The organism is Leisingera daeponensis DSM 23529 (assembly GCF_000473145.1).
Taxonomy (GTDB): Bacteria; Pseudomonadota; Alphaproteobacteria; order Rhodobacterales; family Rhodobacteraceae; genus Leisingera; species Leisingera daeponensis.
On the sequence record NZ_KI421500.1, the window covers coordinates 2,733,899 to 2,748,937 of the forward strand.

General features: G+C 63.1%; 14 protein-coding genes. 7 read left to right on the forward strand and 7 right to left on the reverse strand.

Features of this window, described 5'->3' with window-relative positions:
• The first annotated feature begins 75 nt into the window (after positions 1–75).
• Together deoC and DAEP_RS0113910 are read left to right on the forward strand one after the other, a co-directional pair.
• Positions 76–1,065 (forward strand): deoxyribose-phosphate aldolase, encoded by a 990-nt coding sequence (gene deoC / locus DAEP_RS0113905; RefSeq protein ID WP_027245055.1) that lies wholly within the window; start codon positions 76–78, stop codon positions 1,063–1,065.
• A gap of 74 nt (positions 1,066–1,139) precedes the next feature.
• Complete coding sequence (locus DAEP_RS0113910; protein WP_027245056.1) at positions 1,140–3,476, forward strand: aldehyde dehydrogenase family protein; 2,337 nt, start codon at positions 1,140–1,142, stop codon at positions 3,474–3,476.
• Positions 3,477–3,702: 226 nt separating this feature from the next.
• Here the strand turns inward: DAEP_RS0113910 and rpsO are convergent, their stop codons facing one another.
• The 4 genes from rpsO to truB form a co-directional block, all read right to left on the reverse strand.
• On the reverse strand, positions 3,703–3,972 hold the full coding sequence (gene rpsO, locus DAEP_RS0113915; protein ID WP_008555454.1) for a 30S ribosomal protein S15: 270 nt from the start codon (positions 3,970–3,972) through the stop codon (positions 3,703–3,705).
• A 158-nt stretch (positions 3,973–4,130) separates the two neighbouring features.
• On the reverse strand, positions 4,131–5,105 hold the full coding sequence (locus tag DAEP_RS0113920) for a calcium-binding protein (RefSeq protein WP_027245057.1): 975 nt from the start codon (positions 5,103–5,105) through the stop codon (positions 4,131–4,133).
• Positions 5,106–5,212: 107 nt separating this feature from the next.
• The gene (locus DAEP_RS0113925) at positions 5,213–5,725 is read right to left on the reverse strand and encodes a DUF1643 domain-containing protein (protein WP_027245058.1); all 513 of its coding nucleotides are present in this window, start codon (positions 5,723–5,725) and stop codon (positions 5,213–5,215) included.
• Between the two features lie 441 nt (positions 5,726–6,166).
• The gene (gene truB, locus DAEP_RS0113930; RefSeq protein ID WP_027245059.1) at positions 6,167–7,078 is read right to left on the reverse strand and encodes a tRNA pseudouridine(55) synthase TruB; all 912 of its coding nucleotides are present in this window, start codon (positions 7,076–7,078) and stop codon (positions 6,167–6,169) included.
• A 150-nt stretch (positions 7,079–7,228) separates the two neighbouring features.
• Between truB and DAEP_RS0113935 the strand changes: the two genes are divergently transcribed.
• Positions 7,229–7,882, forward strand: a complete 654-nt coding sequence (locus DAEP_RS0113935; RefSeq protein WP_027245060.1) for an RluA family pseudouridine synthase — start codon at positions 7,229–7,231, stop codon at positions 7,880–7,882.
• Between the two features lie 12 nt (positions 7,883–7,894).
• On the opposite strand, the gene DAEP_RS0113940 is transcribed toward DAEP_RS0113935, so the two are convergent.
• Entirely contained in the window at positions 7,895–8,443 is a 549-nt protein-coding gene (locus DAEP_RS0113940) for a helix-turn-helix domain-containing protein (protein WP_027245061.1), read from the reverse strand.
• A gap of 63 nt (positions 8,444–8,506) precedes the next feature.
• Here DAEP_RS0113940 and DAEP_RS0113945 point away from each other — a divergent pair, with 63 nt between their 5' ends.
• On the forward strand, positions 8,507–9,268 hold the full coding sequence (locus tag DAEP_RS0113945; protein ID WP_245595098.1) for an AzlC family ABC transporter permease: 762 nt from the start codon (positions 8,507–8,509) through the stop codon (positions 9,266–9,268).
• Entirely contained in the window at positions 9,261–9,554 is a 294-nt protein-coding gene (locus DAEP_RS0113950) for an AzlD family protein (protein WP_027245063.1), read from the forward strand. The genes DAEP_RS0113945 and DAEP_RS0113950 overlap by 8 nt, the downstream gene beginning before the upstream one ends.
• A 176-nt stretch (positions 9,555–9,730) precedes the next feature.
• Here DAEP_RS0113950 and DAEP_RS0113955 read toward each other — a convergent pair whose 3' ends face one another.
• Positions 9,731–11,170, reverse strand: a complete 1,440-nt coding sequence (locus DAEP_RS0113955) for an aldehyde dehydrogenase family protein (RefSeq protein WP_027245064.1) — start codon at positions 11,168–11,170, stop codon at positions 9,731–9,733.
• A 316-nt stretch (positions 11,171–11,486) separates the two neighbouring features.
• On the opposite strand from DAEP_RS0113955, the gene DAEP_RS0113960 reads away from it, so the two are divergent.
• A complete protein-coding gene (locus tag DAEP_RS0113960; RefSeq protein WP_008556383.1) occupies positions 11,487–12,137 on the forward strand; it encodes a peroxiredoxin in 651 nt (216 codons plus the stop codon).
• A 117-nt stretch (positions 12,138–12,254) separates the two neighbouring features.
• Positions 12,255–13,682 (forward strand): mannose-1-phosphate guanylyltransferase/mannose-6-phosphate isomerase, encoded by a 1,428-nt coding sequence (locus tag DAEP_RS0113965; RefSeq protein ID WP_027245065.1) that lies wholly within the window; start codon positions 12,255–12,257, stop codon positions 13,680–13,682.
• Here DAEP_RS0113965 and DAEP_RS22775 read toward each other — a convergent pair.
• Positions 13,658–14,953, reverse strand: a complete 1,296-nt coding sequence (locus tag DAEP_RS22775; protein WP_051337408.1) for a glycosyltransferase family 4 protein — start codon at positions 14,951–14,953, stop codon at positions 13,658–13,660. The two genes, DAEP_RS0113965 and DAEP_RS22775, sit on opposite strands and share 25 nt — an antisense overlap.
• Between the last annotated feature and the right edge of the window lie 86 nt (positions 14,954–15,039).

A 15,039-nucleotide genomic window follows, 5' to 3' on the forward strand; every position in this document is an offset into this window, starting at 1 on the left:
GCAGCCGCCGGGGGCTCGCTTGCCAATATGCCGCACCCGTGCGATTTTCGCACGGAACTCTTCTGAGGATCCCCAATGGAAAGCCATATCGCTGAAAGAAGCGCGCAGCTGCCGCAGCTGGCAGAGCCGCGCAATCCCGGCATGGAGCTGGACCTGGACTGGGTCGCTGCCGTGCAGGCCAACACCTCGGCCATCGAGCGCCGCTGCGCCACCCTGCCGGGCCGCCGCAGTGTCAAGAAAGACCATCAGGCGGCCTGGCTGCTGAAAGCCATCAGCCTCATCGACCTCACCACACTGTCCGGCGACGACACCGAAGGCCGTGTCCGGCGCCTGTGCGCCAAGGCGCGCCAGCCGGTGAATGCCGGCATTCTGCGCAGCCTGGGGATGGAGGGGCTCACCACCGGGGCGGTCTGTGTCTACCACGACATGGTCCCCACTGCCGTCAAGGCGCTGGAGGGCACTGGCATTCCGGTGGCCGCAGTTTCCACCGGTTTCCCGGCGGGCCTGTCGCCGTTCCACCTGCGGCTGGCCGAGATCGGCGAAAGCGTCAGCGCCGGTGCCGAGGAGATCGACATCGTGATATCCCGCCGCCATGTGCTGACCGGCAATTGGCAGGCGCTTTATGACGAGATGAAAGCCTTCCGCCTGGCCTGCGGCGAGGCGCATGTAAAGGCGATCCTCGCCACCGGCGAACTGGGCTCCCTGCGCAATGTGGCCCGGGCCTCGCTGGTGTGCATGATGGCAGGCGCCGATTTCATCAAGACGTCCACCGGCAAGGAGAGCATCAACGCCACCCTGCCCGTCAGCCTGGTGATGATCCGCGCGATCCGCGACTATTATGACCGCACCGGCTACCGCGTCGGCTACAAACCTGCCGGCGGCATCTCCAAGGCCAAGGACGCGCTGGTGTACCTGGCGCTGATGAAAGACGAGCTCGGCCACCGCTGGCTGCAGCCCGACCTGTTCCGCTTTGGCGCCTCATCGCTCTTGGGCGATATCGAGCGCCAGCTGGAACATCATGTCACCGGGGCATACTCCGCCGGCTACCGCCACTCCATGGGGTGAGGGCGCCGGAATTCGGCACGAATTCCGGGCCGGTTTCCTCGCCGGAAACCGGTTCCGCGAAAAGGATCAGTATCATGACCATCAAAGAGATCTTCGACAGCATGGAATATGGCCCCGCCCCCGAAAGCGCCGCGGAGGCGCTGGCCTGGCTCGTTGATCAGGGCAGCCGCTTCGGCCATTTCATCAACGGTGAGTACACCGCCGCCGGTGAAGGCTTTGACAGCAGGAACCCGGCCACCGGGGAAGTATTGGCAAGCCTGACCCAGGCCACCCAGGCCGACGTGGACGCTGCGGTTGAGGCCGCCCGCAAGGCGCAGGGCAAATGGGAAGCGCTTGGCGGCCCGGGCCGGGCCAAGTACCTCTATGCCATCGCGCGGCTGCTGCAAAAGCATTCCCGCCTGTTTGCCGTGCTGGAGACGCTGGACAACGGCAAACCGATCCGCGAGAGCCGCGACATCGACATTCCCCTGGCCCAGCGCCATTTCTACTATCATGCCGGCATGGCCCAGCTGATAGAAAGTGAACTGCCGGACGCCGAGGCCCTGGGCGTCTGCGGGCAGATCATTCCCTGGAATTTTCCGCTCCTGATGCTGGCCTGGAAGATCGCGCCGGCCATTGCGATGGGCAACACGGTGGTGCTGAAACCGGCGGAATACACCTCGCTGACCGCGCTGCTGTTTGCCGATATCTGCCGCCAGGCGGGTCTGCCCAAGGGCGTTGTCAATATCGTCACCGGCGATGGTGCCGTGGGGGAGATGATCACCGCGGCGGACGTGGACAAGATCGCCTTCACCGGCTCCACATCGGTTGGCCGCAAGATCCGCGAGGCCACCGCAGGCAGCGGCAAGGCGCTGACGCTGGAACTGGGCGGCAAGTCCCCCTACATCGTCTTTGACGACGCCGATCTCGATTCCGCCATCGAAGGGCTGGTCGATGCAATCTGGTTCAACCAGGGCCAGGTCTGCTGCGCCGGTTCGCGCCTTTTGGTGCAGGAAGGCATCGCAGAACGCTTCCACAGCAAACTCAAGGCCCGCATGGACGGACTGCGCGTCGGCAGTCCGCTCGACAAATGCGTGGACGTCGGCGCGGTTGTGGACCCGGTGCAGCTCGACACCATCAGCAGCATGGTCGCCGCCAACACTGCCGGCACCATGCACCAGGCACAGGTGGAGATGCCCGAAGGCGGCTGCTTCTACCCGCCGACGCTGATTGAGGGCCTGTCGCCAGCTGATCCTCTGATGCAAGAGGAGATCTTTGGCCCGGTCCTGGTCTCCTGCACCTTCCGCACCCCGGCGGAGGCGGTGGAGCTGGCCAACAACACCCGCTACGGCCTCGCGGCAACCGTCTGGACCGAGAATGTGAACCTGGCACTCGACATGGCGCCGAAACTGGCGGCCGGTGTGGTCTGGGTCAACGGCACCAATATGTTCGACGCTGCCGCAGGCTTTGGCGGCGTGCGCGAAAGCGGTTTCGGGCGCGAGGGCGGCTGGGAAGGCCTGGCGGCCTACACCCGCCCCAGGGCCAAGGCCAAACCGCTGGCAAAGGTGGAGCCATTTGAGGGCAACGGGGCCCCGGCGGATCCGCTGGACCGGACCTCAAAGCTCTACATCGGCGGCAAGCAGGCCCGCCCGGACGGCGGCTACAGCCAAGCCATCTACGGCAAAGCTGGCACTCTGCTGGGCCACATTAGCCTTGCCAACCGCAAGGACGTGCGCAACGCGGTAGAGGCCGCCGCCGGAGCTGAGGGCTGGTCCAGGACCACCGGTCATCTGCGCGCGCAGATCCTCTACTACATCGGTGAAAACCTGTCGGCCCGCGCCGCGGAATTTTCTGCCCGCATCGACGCGATGACCGGAAAGAAGTCCGGTGCGGAGGAGGTCGAGGCTTCGATCCAGCGCCTGTTCACCGCTGCCGCTTGGGCGGATAAATACGACGGCCAGGTGCATGGCGTCCCGATCCGCGGCGTCGCACTGGCGATGAAGGAACCGGTTGGCGTGATCGGTGCCCTCTGTGCCGATGAGGCACCGCTTCTCGGCCTTGTTTCTGCCATGGCGCCCGCCATTGCCATGGGCAACCGGGTGGTGCTGGCAGCCTCCGAAGCCTTTCCCCTGGCGGCGACCGATTTCTACCAGGTTATGGACACCTCGGATGTGCCTGCGGGCGTGGTCAACATCCTGACCGGCAGCCATGCAGAACTGGCAAAAGCGCTTTCCTCGCATTTGAATGTGGATGCCGTCTGGAGCTTCTCGTCCACCGATCTGTCGGCGGCAATTGAAGCGGCATCCGCGGGCAATCTGAAGCGCACCTGGGTCAACAACGGAACTGCAACTGACTGGATGCAAGACCAGACCAAGCGCTTCCTGCAGGAGGCCACAGAGGTCAAGAACATCTGGGTGCCGTATGGCGAGTAACACCGGCCGACCCTGAAACGGATCAAACGCCGCTCCAATTGGGGCGGCGTTTCTCATTCGGATCCGCCGCTGCCCTTCGAAGGCTCGACTGTCATTAAGTTGCAACCGCCCGTGCGCAGCCGGGGAGCCTGCGGGCGCGGGAGCCGCCCGCTGCCGAAGGATGCCCGCGCAACAGAAAACGCCCGCTCCTTTCGGAACGGGCGTTCAAAATCCGGAAAAGCGCGGATTAGCGGCGGATGCCCAGGCGCTTGATCAGGTCCTGGTAACGGGCCTCATCCTTGCCTTTGGTGTAGTCCAGCAGCTTGCGGCGCTGAGCAACCATCTTCAGAAGGCCACGGCGGCCGTGGTTGTCCTTCTTGTGAGTTTTGAAGTGCTCAGTCAGGGTGTTGATGCGCGAGGTCAGGATTGCAACCTGGACTTCCGGCGAGCCGGTGTCGCCGTCCTTGGTTGCGAATTCTTTCATCAGGCGCGCTTTTTCTTCCGCAGTGATCGACATCGGGGTCTCCTTCATAGGTTAGAGTGGATGGCACAGGCCGGGATGTCGTCCAGCACAGGCCCATGGAGAAACCTGCCGCGGAATCACGGCAGATGCGCGCGTATATGATGTTTCCGCTGTAAAGGCAAAGGCTAACTGGCAGGTGCCGGATGCCGCATCTATTGCGGCAGCAGCCCGGTGCCTGCCGCCGATTCCGGGTCGATCAGCACCAAATCCTCAGCGGTGAGCCCCTCGGCCCCGGAAATCCGCAAGGCAGTCTGGCCATTCACCAGGATCAGCTGCTCCGCCGCATCATCCGGATTCTGCCGCACTTCCAGCGTGGGCTCTTCCCCGTCTTCGAATTCCCAGACGACCACCAGCTGATCATCGTCCGCGTTATAATCCATCAGTTGGACCGCCTCCATGCTGCCGGTCCAGCTGCCTGCCATGAACTGATCCGCGCCAGCGCCGCCGGTCAGCACATCGCCTGCACCGGCAATCAGCGTGTCATCCCCGTCACCGCCGTTTACGTAATCCTGTTCCGTTCCGTCCCCTGCACCGGACACCACATCATTGCCGTAGCCGCCGAACAGCGCGTCCGCCCCGGCGCCGCCGGTCAGGCTGTCGTCGCCGTCGTTGCCGTGCAGCGTATCCTCGTCCGCACCGCCTTCCATCCAATCCTGGCCCTGGCCACCATGCAAGAGATCTGCCCCGCTGCCGCCCAGCAGGGTGTCGCTTCCGAAATGCCCGTAAAGACTGTCGCCGCCAGCGCCGCCCTCCAGCCAATCGGTGCCGTCCTCGCCATGGAGCAAGTCCTGCCCCTCTCCGCCGAACAGGCTGTCGTCGCCATCTTGGCCGTATAGAGAGTCACTGCCGGTGCCGCCGTCGATCCAATCGCCACCGCCGTATCCGCCGATCTGGTCATCCCCGGCACCGCCGGACAAACTGTCTGCCGCCTCGCCGCCCGCCAGAACATCACCGTTTTCCGTACCGGTGACGGATCCGCCGCCCGGCTCGACAAAGCCGCCGTCGAGACCGTCCCCCTCCGGCTCCGGCTCGCGCCGCGCTTCCGGGTCATCTTCGTCCGACCCGGTTTCTGCAAAAACCGCACTGCCAACCGCTACAAGCCCCAGTACACTCGCCAACCACAACATTGCCAGATCAACCCCTGGACAAACCAATACCAGTCAGCACAATCTCACATTGCAGGCAGGCGTTCAAAACAAAACAAGAACACAGGTTAACAAGGGCTAAATCTGGCTTAGTCCGATTGCCACAGCTGCGGCTGCTCGCTGTAGGCAATGTAGAGCGGATGCTTGGGGTGGCCTGCCTTGCTGAGCCCCAAGTGATACAACGGTTTGCCTCTGGATCTCAGCACCGCTGCGACCCGCGCGCCCTGGCCTCGGTGCGCGCCGTGGGTGCCCCAAGCGCAGACCACCACATCGGCCCAATCCACCCCTTCCAGAATAGCAGCCATATTGTTTGGGCCTTCCGGAGCCTCCAGCTGCCGCATCTCACGCGGGTCGGTTACCCGGCAGGCAAATATGTTGGTGGCTCTGAAGCCGCCGGCCCCCAGCGCGCGGGCGCGCCGCTCGCAGCGTTCGATGGTGGGATCATTCTGCACCTCGGTTGCAGTCGAGGGGTTCAGCATCACGAACATCACACGCCTCCGTGCCGGGGCCCAAACCCGTGTCAGGCTGTAGCGGTAGGTTTCGCAGTCAGAATAGACGGCGGTCGAGAGGGCATCGCCCTTGGTGTGTCTGCGGGTGATCATGCGGGCCTTAATACTCGGACGCAGTTTGTGATCCAAGCAGGTCCGGCGCGGCTATGAGGGGATAACGCCACTGCGGGTCCACAGATGGTTGTGAGCAACCCCAGGCCAGGTCACACCGTACTGTTTTCCTCGGGTTGGGTGGTTCCCCTAGCGCCCCTGGCACGTGTTGAAAGAGGTGCCCGGACCGGAGGACGAACATGATGCGGCAAAGCGATCCCCCGGATCACTCTCCGGGCCAGCTTCTATTTCCGGGCCGCGATCCCCCTGAAGCTGCGGCAGTTTCTCCAGCGACCTATGCAGCGGAGGGATTTCTTCCGAGGACAGTTTTCCGCACGGCCCCAGTTACGGCTGACGCGGCCCGAGCGATCCGCTCATCCGGCTGAAGGATCATGACTGGCTCCCTGCCAGCTCCTGACAGAGCCGAGCTGCAGAGCCGCCGGATCACTCCGGTTGCACAAACACCCGGCTGGGGTGCAGCTCACCCGATTTATAGATCCCCACAGCCACCGCCTTGCCGTCCAGCGAGGCCCAGGCTTCTTCGCCGTACTCCACATCCGTTGCCACGACCATGCCCGGGTTGCCATTGCGAAGCCGCACGGCTCCCTGCGGGGTGCATTTCAGTTCCGGCAGATCGGCCAGGCCTTCCTCCAGGGGCCGCAGATAATGGTCGAGTTCCGGCGATTTCGCCAGTTCGTCGATCCGCTCCAGCGAGATGCCGTCTTCGGCATCAAACGGGCCAGACCAAATCCGGCGCAGTTCCTTGACGTGGCCATAACAGCCCAGCGCAGTCCCCAAATCGCGGGCGATCGAGCGCACGTAGCCGCCCTTGCCGCAGGTCATTTCCAGAACCACGTGGTCCGCGTCGGGGCGGTCCAGCATGATCAGCTCTTCCACCCACAGCGGCCGGGCCTCGATTTGCACATCTTCACCATCGCGGGCGAGCTTATAGGCGCGCTGGCCATCGATTTTCACGGCGGAGAACTTGGGCGGCACCTGCATGATCTCGCCCAGGAATGGCAGCAGCGCCTCCTTGATCTGCTCGTCGGTGGGGCGCGCGTCGCTCTGCGCGATCACCTCGCCCTCGGCGTCATCGGTGTTGGTCGCCTGCCCCAGCCGCACCGTGAAGGTATAGGCCTTCAGCGCGTCGGTGATATAGGGAACGGTCTTGGTCGCCTCGCCCAGCGCCACGGCCAGAACACCGGTTGCCTCGGGGTCAAGGGTGCCCGCATGGCCAGCCTTCTTGGCATCCAGCGCCCAGCGCACCTTGTTCACAACCGCGGTCGAGGTCAGCCCCGCAGGCTTATCCACCACCAGCCAGCCGGAAATATCGCGCCCTTTGCGTTTGCGTGCCATGCATCGTCCCCGTCTATCAGTGAGGCGCGCCGGTTACCGGATCGCCGGGACAGTGTCAATTTAGCAAATGGCGGGGCACAAGGGAAAGCCTCACCGGCGCGGGTACCGGCCGTGCTTGCCCCCGCACGCCTGTGGCGCTAGGCAGGCACCATGGCCGTTTCAAGCGAATACACCCCGCCGCAGGACCCGCTGGACATCCTGCACCACGACGCCGAGCTCTTGGCGGTGAACAAGCCTGCGGGCCTTTTGTCGGTGCCGGGCCGCGGCGAGCATCTGGCCGACTGCCTGATCGCCCGCGTTCAGGCCGTGTTCCCCGAGGCGCTGCTGGTGCACCGGCTGGACCGCGACACCTCCGGCGTGATGGTGTTCGGCCTTACTCCCCATGCTCAGCGGCACTTGTCGATGCAGTTCGAAAAGCGCACTGCAAAAAAGGCCTATGTGGCACGGGTTGAGGGACAGCTGGAACCGCGCAGCGGCACCGTGGACCTGCCGCTGATCGTCGACTGGCCGAACCGGCCCAAACAGATGGTCTGCCATGAGACCGGCAAGCCCGCCGTCACCGACTGGCGGGTTATGAAATACGAAGACGGCGCCACCCGGGTGCGGCTGACGCCCAAGACCGGACGTTCGCACCAACTGCGCGTGCATATGCTGTCGCTGGGCCACCCAATCCTGGGCGACCCGCTTTATGCCAGCGGTGCAGCTCTGGACCACCCTCGGCTGATGCTGCACTCCGAGGAGCTGCGGATCAAACATCCCGATAGCGGCGAGTCGCTGAAGTTCAGGGTAAAACCGGACTTCTGACCCCGCCGCAGCTCACGGCGCCTCCATCACCATCAGAAAAAGCGTATCCGCCTGCAGCGCCTCATAGCTGTGGGGGCGGTCGCCGGGATAGGTATAATAGTCGCCGGGCTGCAGAACATCTTGCTGCCCGTCCGGTCCCGCCCGCATCTGCCCGGAACAGACCAGCATATGCTCCACCGTGCCACGCGGATGCGGCTGGGCGCGGCGGGCTTCTCCCGGCTGCATCACCACCCGGTAAATATCCCGCCGTACATTCGAGGGACAGCGCGACAGCAGCACCGCGGTGAAATCCGACTGCTCCGACTCCAGCGGCTCGCCCTCCGCCGCGCGGATCAGGGTGGTGGAAGGTGCTTCGGTCTCAAACAACAGGCTCAGCGGGACACCCAGCGCCGCGGCCAGAGCCCAAAGCGTCTCTAAACTGGGGTTTCCGTTGCCTGCCTCCAGCTGTGACAGGGTCGATTTGGCAATTCCAGCCTGCGCAGCCAGCGCCGACAGCGACTTGCCTGCGCGGTTGCGCTCACGCTGAATTGCCGCGGCGATCATCTGATGGGGCGCTGACATGTTCTTTATTTCATCCTTTCGTTCGACTTGACGAACGCCAAGAGCGTTCGATATATAATCAATGTGTTCGATATAGTTGATCAAAGCCGCCACTTCCACAGGAACTACGCCATGACCCTGCAAGGCCTCCCTCACAGCGGCACGGTCCGCAGCCAGTTGACCGCCGGTTTGCGGGACATCCTGCCCCTGGCGGTTGGCGTAGGTGTCTACGGACTGGCCTTTGGCCTGCTGGCCGCGCAGGCCCGGATGGACGGACTTCAGACTGGAGTGATGGGCACCATCGTCTTTGCCGGTTCCTCGCAGATCATCGCTGTGGAACGGCTGGTGGCCGGGGCTGGCGCCGGGGCAGCGCTCCTGGCCGGGCTGGCGCTGAACCTGCGGCTGCTGCTGATCACGGCCTCGCTGAGGGATGAATTCGCCGGACGCCCTTGGTGGCAAGTCCTCCTTGGCGTGCATCTGGCAACGGATGAAAACTGGGCGCTGATGCACGCGATGCGCGCCCGCGGCCGCGGCGCCGGATACTGGTATCTTGTGGGTGGCGGCCTGGGGCTGATGGCGGTCTGGGTGTTGTCAACAGTGGCAGGGACCTCCTTTGCCGCGGTGGTGCCGGAGCCGCGCGCCCTAGGGATGGATTTCGCCTTCACTGCCGCCTTCATTGCGATCCTGCGATCATTGTGGCACGGCAGCGCGATGCTGCTGCCCTGGGCGGTATCCATCGCAACAGTGCTGCTGGCCGGCCGGCTCACTGCGCTGGATCCCACCTGGACCCTCATCCTGGGCGGCCTCGGCGGTGCGGCGATAGCCGGAGTGCTGGGCAATGACTGAGACCTGGACCCTGATCCTTGGCCTGGCTGCCGCCACTTTTGCAGTGCGGCTGTCGGGCTGCTTGCTGGGAAGGCGGCTTCCGGACCACGGGCCCTGGGCGCGTGGTCTGCAGGCACTGCCCGGCTGCCTGATCTTATCCTTGGTTACCTATCTGCTTATGCAAGGCGGGCCGCGGGAATGGGCGGCCGGGGCAGCCGCACTGACGGTGGCGCTGCTTACCCGCAGCCTGCCGCTGACGATGGCTACTGGGATCGCCGCGATCTGCCTGCTCAGAGCCTATTTCTGACTTGCCTGGCAAGCTTGCGCCCACCTCCCCGTGCGCAGCACGGGCCTCGCCCAAGCCGACGGGCCGCCCGGCGCAGCCGGGGGCTTGCAGGCGCGGGAGCCCCCGGCTCCTGAAAGCGCAAAAAAAGAAAGCCGCCCCCTTAAGGGCGGCTCTCCATCCGTTCTCATCCGGCGGGCTTACTCAGCAGCCCAGCCTCCCACAGCCTTAACCTCCAGGAAATCCTCAATCCCCCACTTGCCGCCTTCGCGGCCCTTTCCGGACTGTTTCATACCGCCAAAGGGCGAACCCGCCGAGCGCGACTTGCCGTTCATCTCCACCATGCCGGAGCGCAGGGCGCGGGCCATGCGGTTGGCGCGGGCGCCGTCCTGCGTCTGCACATAGTTGGTCAAGCCATAGGGCGTGTCGTTGGCAATCTCGATCGCCTCTTCTTCTGTCTCAAAGGGAATGATCGACAGAACCGGCCCGAAGATCTCTTCGCGCGCGATGGTCATCTGGTTGTTCACATCGGCGAAGACCGTCGGCTTCACATAATAGCCCTTGTTGAGCCCGTCCGGACGCCCGGTGCCGCCTGCGACCAGGCGAGCGCCTTCGTCGATACCTTTCTGGATCAGATCCTGGATCTTGTTCCACTGCAGCTCATTCACCACCGGGCCGATGTGGCGGCCTTCCCGATCAGCAGGACCGACTTCGACTTTGGAGGCCACTTCCGCAGCCTCGGACACTACGCGGTCATAGATGCTGTTCTGCACCAGCATCCGGCTGGGCGCGTTGCAGCTTTGCCCGGTGTTCTGCATCATGTGCAGCACGCCGCGTTTAACCGCCTTATCGTCGGCATCTTCAAAGATCACGTTGGCGCCTTTGCCGCCCAGCTCAAGATGCACTTTCTTCAACGTCTGAGCCGCATTCTGCGAAATCGCGATGCCTGCACGGGTGGAGCCGGTGAAGGACACCATGTCCACATCCGGGTGCCCGGTCAGCTGCGCGCCGACACCGGTTCCATCGCCGTTCACAAGGTTGAAAACACCTGCGGGGAAGCCGACCTCATCCATCATCTCGGCAAAGATCATTGCGTTCAGCGGGCTTTGCTCAGACGGTTTCAGGACCATCGTACAGCCAGCGATTGCCGCCGCACCCACCTTGAGCGTGACCTGGTTCATCGGCCAGTTCCAAGGTGTGATCAGCGCGCACACGCCAACCGGCTCGTGGATGATACGGTCGTTGGGGCTGTTCTCGTTCAGCGGCGCGTCGAACTTGAACTCCTTGGCCGCAGCGATAAAGTTGCGCAGGTGCCAACTGCCGGCACCGACTTGCGACGTGCGCGACAGGTTGATCGGCGCGCCCATTTCCAGCGACATCGCCTGGGCCATATCCTCAGCCCGGGCTTCATAGATTTCGACCAGCTTTTCCACCAGCGCGATGCGCTGTTCCACCGGTGTGGCCATCCAGCCAGGGAAGGCCGCCTTGGCCGCCGCTACCGCAGCGTTGGTGTCAGCCTCCGAGCCCAGTGAAATCACTGCGCAGGGTTCCTCCGTCGAGGGATTGATTACCTCAAAGTCGTTCGGCTCAGCGGGAGACACCCACTGGCCATTGATGTAAAAGTCGCGTTTCTCGATCATGCGGGATCTCCCAATTCAGAGGTTTTCTCCCAACCGTCTGGCCGGTTTGGCGGCCACTGTGTCACTCGGCCAGCAGGGGGGCAAGGGGCTTTGGTTGCGCGATTTGATCAAATTATGGATAGCGCTGTCAACGCCCCTGACGCGGTACCCGCAAGTCTTTGCCAGAAAAGGCTGTTGGAGAATTCCCGTGGCATCCCGCGCCAGGAAATGTAACCTAACGGCAGAGCCCCCAGGTTGCACTTGGGGCGACTCGGGCTGCCCCGCCGTAGCCGGACACAACAATCAGACACGACATCCTGACAAGGAGGACACTGCAATGGGTTTGCGCATTAACGACGTGGTCCCGGATTTTACCGCTGAAACCGACCAGGGCACGATCAACTTCCATGACTGGATCGGCGACAGCTGGGCGATCCTGTTTTCCCACCCCAAGGACTTCACCCCGGTCTGCACTACGGAGTTTTCCGCCGTCGCGCAGCTGAATGACGAATGGGCCAAGCGGAACACCAAGGTGATCGGCGTGTCCGTCGACAGCGCCGAGGATCACCGCAAGTGGAAGAAGGACATCGAGGAATACGGCAAAGCCAATCCCGGCTTCCCGATTATCGCCGATGACGGTCTGGCGGTGTCCAAGGCGTTCGACATGCTGCCCGCCGAAGCTTATCTGCCCGACGGCCGCACCCCGGCGGACAGTGCTACCGTGCGCTCCGTGTTCATTATCGGCCCGGACAAGCAGCTGAAGCTGTCGATGACCTACCCGATGACCGTGGGCCGCAACTTTGCTGAGATCCTGCGGGCCCTGGACGGGCTGCAGATGTCCGGAAAAGGCGTCGCCACGCCTGCCAACTGGGTGCCGGGCGAAGACGTGATTATCCCGCCGAGCGTTTCCGACGAGGAAGCCACCGCAAAGTTCGGCGAGTACGAAACCATCTTCCCTTACCTGCGCAAAACCAAAGCGCCAGAGTAAAGTCAGCGGGAGCGGCATCGCATCCGGCAGTGCCGTTCCCTGCCCGCTGGGCCGGGCTGACCGTTTGTCTTCTGAAGTGCATTCGCCTATAGCGCATGCAAACTAAAGGAGGTCCGAATGCAGATCACTCCAGTCCTGATGTGCGGAGGCTCGGGAACGCGGCTGTGGCCATTGTCGCGGGAATCCTACCCCAAGCAGTTCACGTCCCTGAAAGGCGGCAAGACCCTGTTCCAGGAAAGCGTCGGGCGTTTGTCAGGCCAAGGGTTTGCGGAGCCCATCGTGGTGACCAACTCGGATTTCCGCTTCATCGTGACCGAGCAATTGCTTGGGGTCGGCATTGACCCGGGCGCGATCCTGATCGAACCGGACCGGCGCAATACCGCGCCTGCGGTGCTGGCCGCCGCATTGCATGCTTTTGACGAGGACCCCGATGCGCTGCTGATCGTGGCTCCTTCGGACCATGTTATCCCCGATGCGGATGCTTTCCGCGCCGCAATTCAGGCGGGAACTGAGCGGGCGCTTGCAGGCGATCTCGTGACCTTCGGTATCGTTCCGACGCACCCGGAAACCGGCTATGGCTATCTCGAGCTGGACGGAGAAGCCGAGCCTGGAAAGCCGACGCCGCTAAGCCGTTTTGTCGAAAAGCCTGACGCTGCCTCCGCGGCCAGGATGCTGGCCGCCGGCAACTACCTTTGGAACGCAGGCATCTTCCTGTTCACCGCCCGTGCGCTCATTACCGCCTTTGAACAGCACGCTGCCCATCTGGTCGATCCGGTCCGCAACTCCGTCGAAAACGCCAAGGCGGATCTGGGCTTTCTGCGCCTGGACCCGGCCTCCTGGTCTGCGGCGGAGGACATCTCGATCGACTATGCGATCATGGAGAAGGCCAAGAATATCTGCTCGGTGCCCTTTGAGGGAAAATGGTCTGACCTTGGGGATTGGAACGCCGTCTGGGCAGAGAGTGACCCGGATTCGCACGGTGTCGCCACGAATGGCAACGCTGCGGCGATTGACTGCAAGGATGTGCTACTGCGGTCCGAATCCGAGGGCCAGCAGATCGTCGGTTTGGGGCTGGACGGGATCGTGGCCATTGCCATGCCTGATGCTGTGCTTGTTGCAGACAAGTCGCGCACCCAAGACGTCAAGAAGGCCGTCGAGCTGCTGAAATCCCAGCAGGCACCGCAGGCGGTGCAGTTCCCGCGCGATCACCGCCCGTGGGGCTATTTCGACAGCCTGGCGACAGGACGCCGGTTCCAGGTCAAACGGATTGTTGTGAAACCGGGCGCTGCCCTCTCGCTGCAGAGCCATTTCCACCGGTCGGAGCACTGGATAGTAGTGCAGGGCACAGTGCGCGTGACCGTAGACGGCACCCAGAAGCTGGTCGCCGAAAACCAGTCCGTCTACATCCCGCTAGGGGCCGTTCACCGGATGGAGAATCCCGGCAAGCTGGACATGGTGCTGATCGAAGTCCAGACCGGATCCTACCTCGGCGAAGATGACATCGTCCGGTATGAGGATGTTTACGCCCGCAACGAAAGCGACTGAGCGCGGGCGGGCTCGGAATTGGCAGCGACATTGGCCAGCAGGTCTTGGCCGAAGTCCCGCCAGGTGCGCAGCCGGTCGCGGTTCGCCGCGATCTTCGCCCGCCACTCGGCAGAAAATGCCGGATCCTGCGTCAGACGCTGCATATGGCCCGCAAGGGTTTCCGGATCATCCACCTCAAAATACAGCCCCAGATCGCCGCAAACCTCGTGCATCACGGGAATGTCCGCGCAAACTGCCGGAACACCGGCCCACAGCGCTTCGCCGGCAGGAAGCCCCCAGCCTTCGATGCGGGACGGCAGGATCACCCCTTGCGAGGCTTCGTACAGCCGCACCAGATCGCTTTGATTTGGCGTGTCGAGCTGTAGGACATGCGGTTTGACCAGCGCCATTTCCTCCTTGTCGAGGTAGTCCATCGTGCGGTGGCGCCGCTTGCCGGCCAGCACAAGCAGCGGCGGCGTCTCGCCCCGCTTGGCGATCAGGTTCATCGCATTCAGAACCACATCCAGGTTCTTGCGGCCCAGCATCGTGCCGACCATCAGGAAATAGGGCCGTTCGGGGAGTTCCACCGACTGCTCTTCATCCCCGGCGCGCAGTTCATGCACCAGCGGCGCAACGGAGGTCCGCTTAAGCTCCGGAAGGATGCCTTGGCGGGCAAAGTCCTTGGCATCGTCGATAGTGAATTGCGAATTGCCAATGACATGGTCCGCGTGCTCCAGCAGCCACTGGTTGTCGCCCAGGAAAGAACTGGAAAAGTCCGGCGCACCGCCGCGTTTGAAGTCATGCAGCGGGATCATATCATGAATCAGCACATGGATTTCCACGTCCAGCTTTTGCAGGTGCTTGATCGGGTGAATGATCAGCTTGGGCCGCCCGCAACTGACCCAGGCCCCGCCATCGAGGGACACGATAGGATTGTCAGCGCCGCTCAGCGCCCAGCGGGAGCGTTCAATCAGGTCCACAACACCGAACACGAAGGGGGCAATGTAGTGCAGAGCCTTCTTTTTCTTGCGGTTGTGAATCCGGCGCATGAAATACGGCTTGCCGGAATTCGGCACATTCAGGTCGATCCCGCCTTCAGCGGTATCGTCATATTTCGGGAAAACCTCAAAAAATGCGTCATGCCCCTGAGAATACGCAACAAACCGGGTGCCGTTATTCGCCCGGAAGGCCTCTTTGGCGCCTTCCGCAACGACCTTGGCAATACCGTAGTAAGTTTTAAACCCGTGAGACAAATACAGCAGCTCGGTCAAATCGTAAAAGAGCGGACGCATGGGATCTCCAGCTGAGTTTTGAGTGGACCGGCCATCGCTGCTGTATGGCTTCAGGGCAAGCGGAGCAGCGTAAGAACCGGAAAGCG

Excerpts from the sequence above, each read along its gene's own strand:
- DAEP_RS0113960 (WP_008556383.1), top strand. The coding sequence starts at position 11,487 with ATGGGTTTGCGCATTAACGACGTGGTCCCGGATTTTACCGCTGAAACC.
- DAEP_RS0113935 (WP_027245060.1), top strand. The coding sequence starts at position 7,229 with ATGGCCGTTTCAAGCGAATACACCCCGCCGCAGGACCCGCTGGACATC.
- rpsO (WP_008555454.1), bottom strand. The coding sequence starts at position 3,972 with ATGTCGATCACTGCGGAAGAAAAAGCGCGCCTGATGAAAGAATTCGCA.
- DAEP_RS0113965 (WP_027245065.1), top strand. The coding sequence starts at position 12,255 with ATGCAGATCACTCCAGTCCTGATGTGCGGAGGCTCGGGAACGCGGCTG.
- DAEP_RS0113955 (WP_027245064.1), bottom strand. The coding sequence starts at position 11,170 with ATGATCGAGAAACGCGACTTTTACATCAATGGCCAGTGGGTGTCTCCC.
- DAEP_RS22775 (WP_051337408.1), bottom strand. The coding sequence starts at position 14,953 with ATGCGTCCGCTCTTTTACGATTTGACCGAGCTGCTGTATTTGTCTCAC.
- DAEP_RS0113950 (WP_027245063.1), top strand. The coding sequence starts at position 9,261 with ATGACTGAGACCTGGACCCTGATCCTTGGCCTGGCTGCCGCCACTTTT.
- deoC (WP_027245055.1), top strand. The coding sequence starts at position 76 with ATGGAAAGCCATATCGCTGAAAGAAGCGCGCAGCTGCCGCAGCTGGCA.
- DAEP_RS0113940 (WP_027245061.1), bottom strand. The coding sequence starts at position 8,443 with ATGTCAGCGCCCCATCAGATGATCGCCGCGGCAATTCAGCGTGAGCGC.
- DAEP_RS0113925 (WP_027245058.1), bottom strand. The coding sequence starts at position 5,725 with ATGATCACCCGCAGACACACCAAGGGCGATGCCCTCTCGACCGCCGTC.
- DAEP_RS0113910 (WP_027245056.1), top strand. The coding sequence starts at position 1,140 with ATGACCATCAAAGAGATCTTCGACAGCATGGAATATGGCCCCGCCCCC.
- DAEP_RS0113920 (WP_027245057.1), bottom strand. The coding sequence starts at position 5,105 with ATGTTGTGGTTGGCGAGTGTACTGGGGCTTGTAGCGGTTGGCAGTGCG.
- truB (WP_027245059.1), bottom strand. The coding sequence starts at position 7,078 with ATGGCACGCAAACGCAAAGGGCGCGATATTTCCGGCTGGCTGGTGGTG.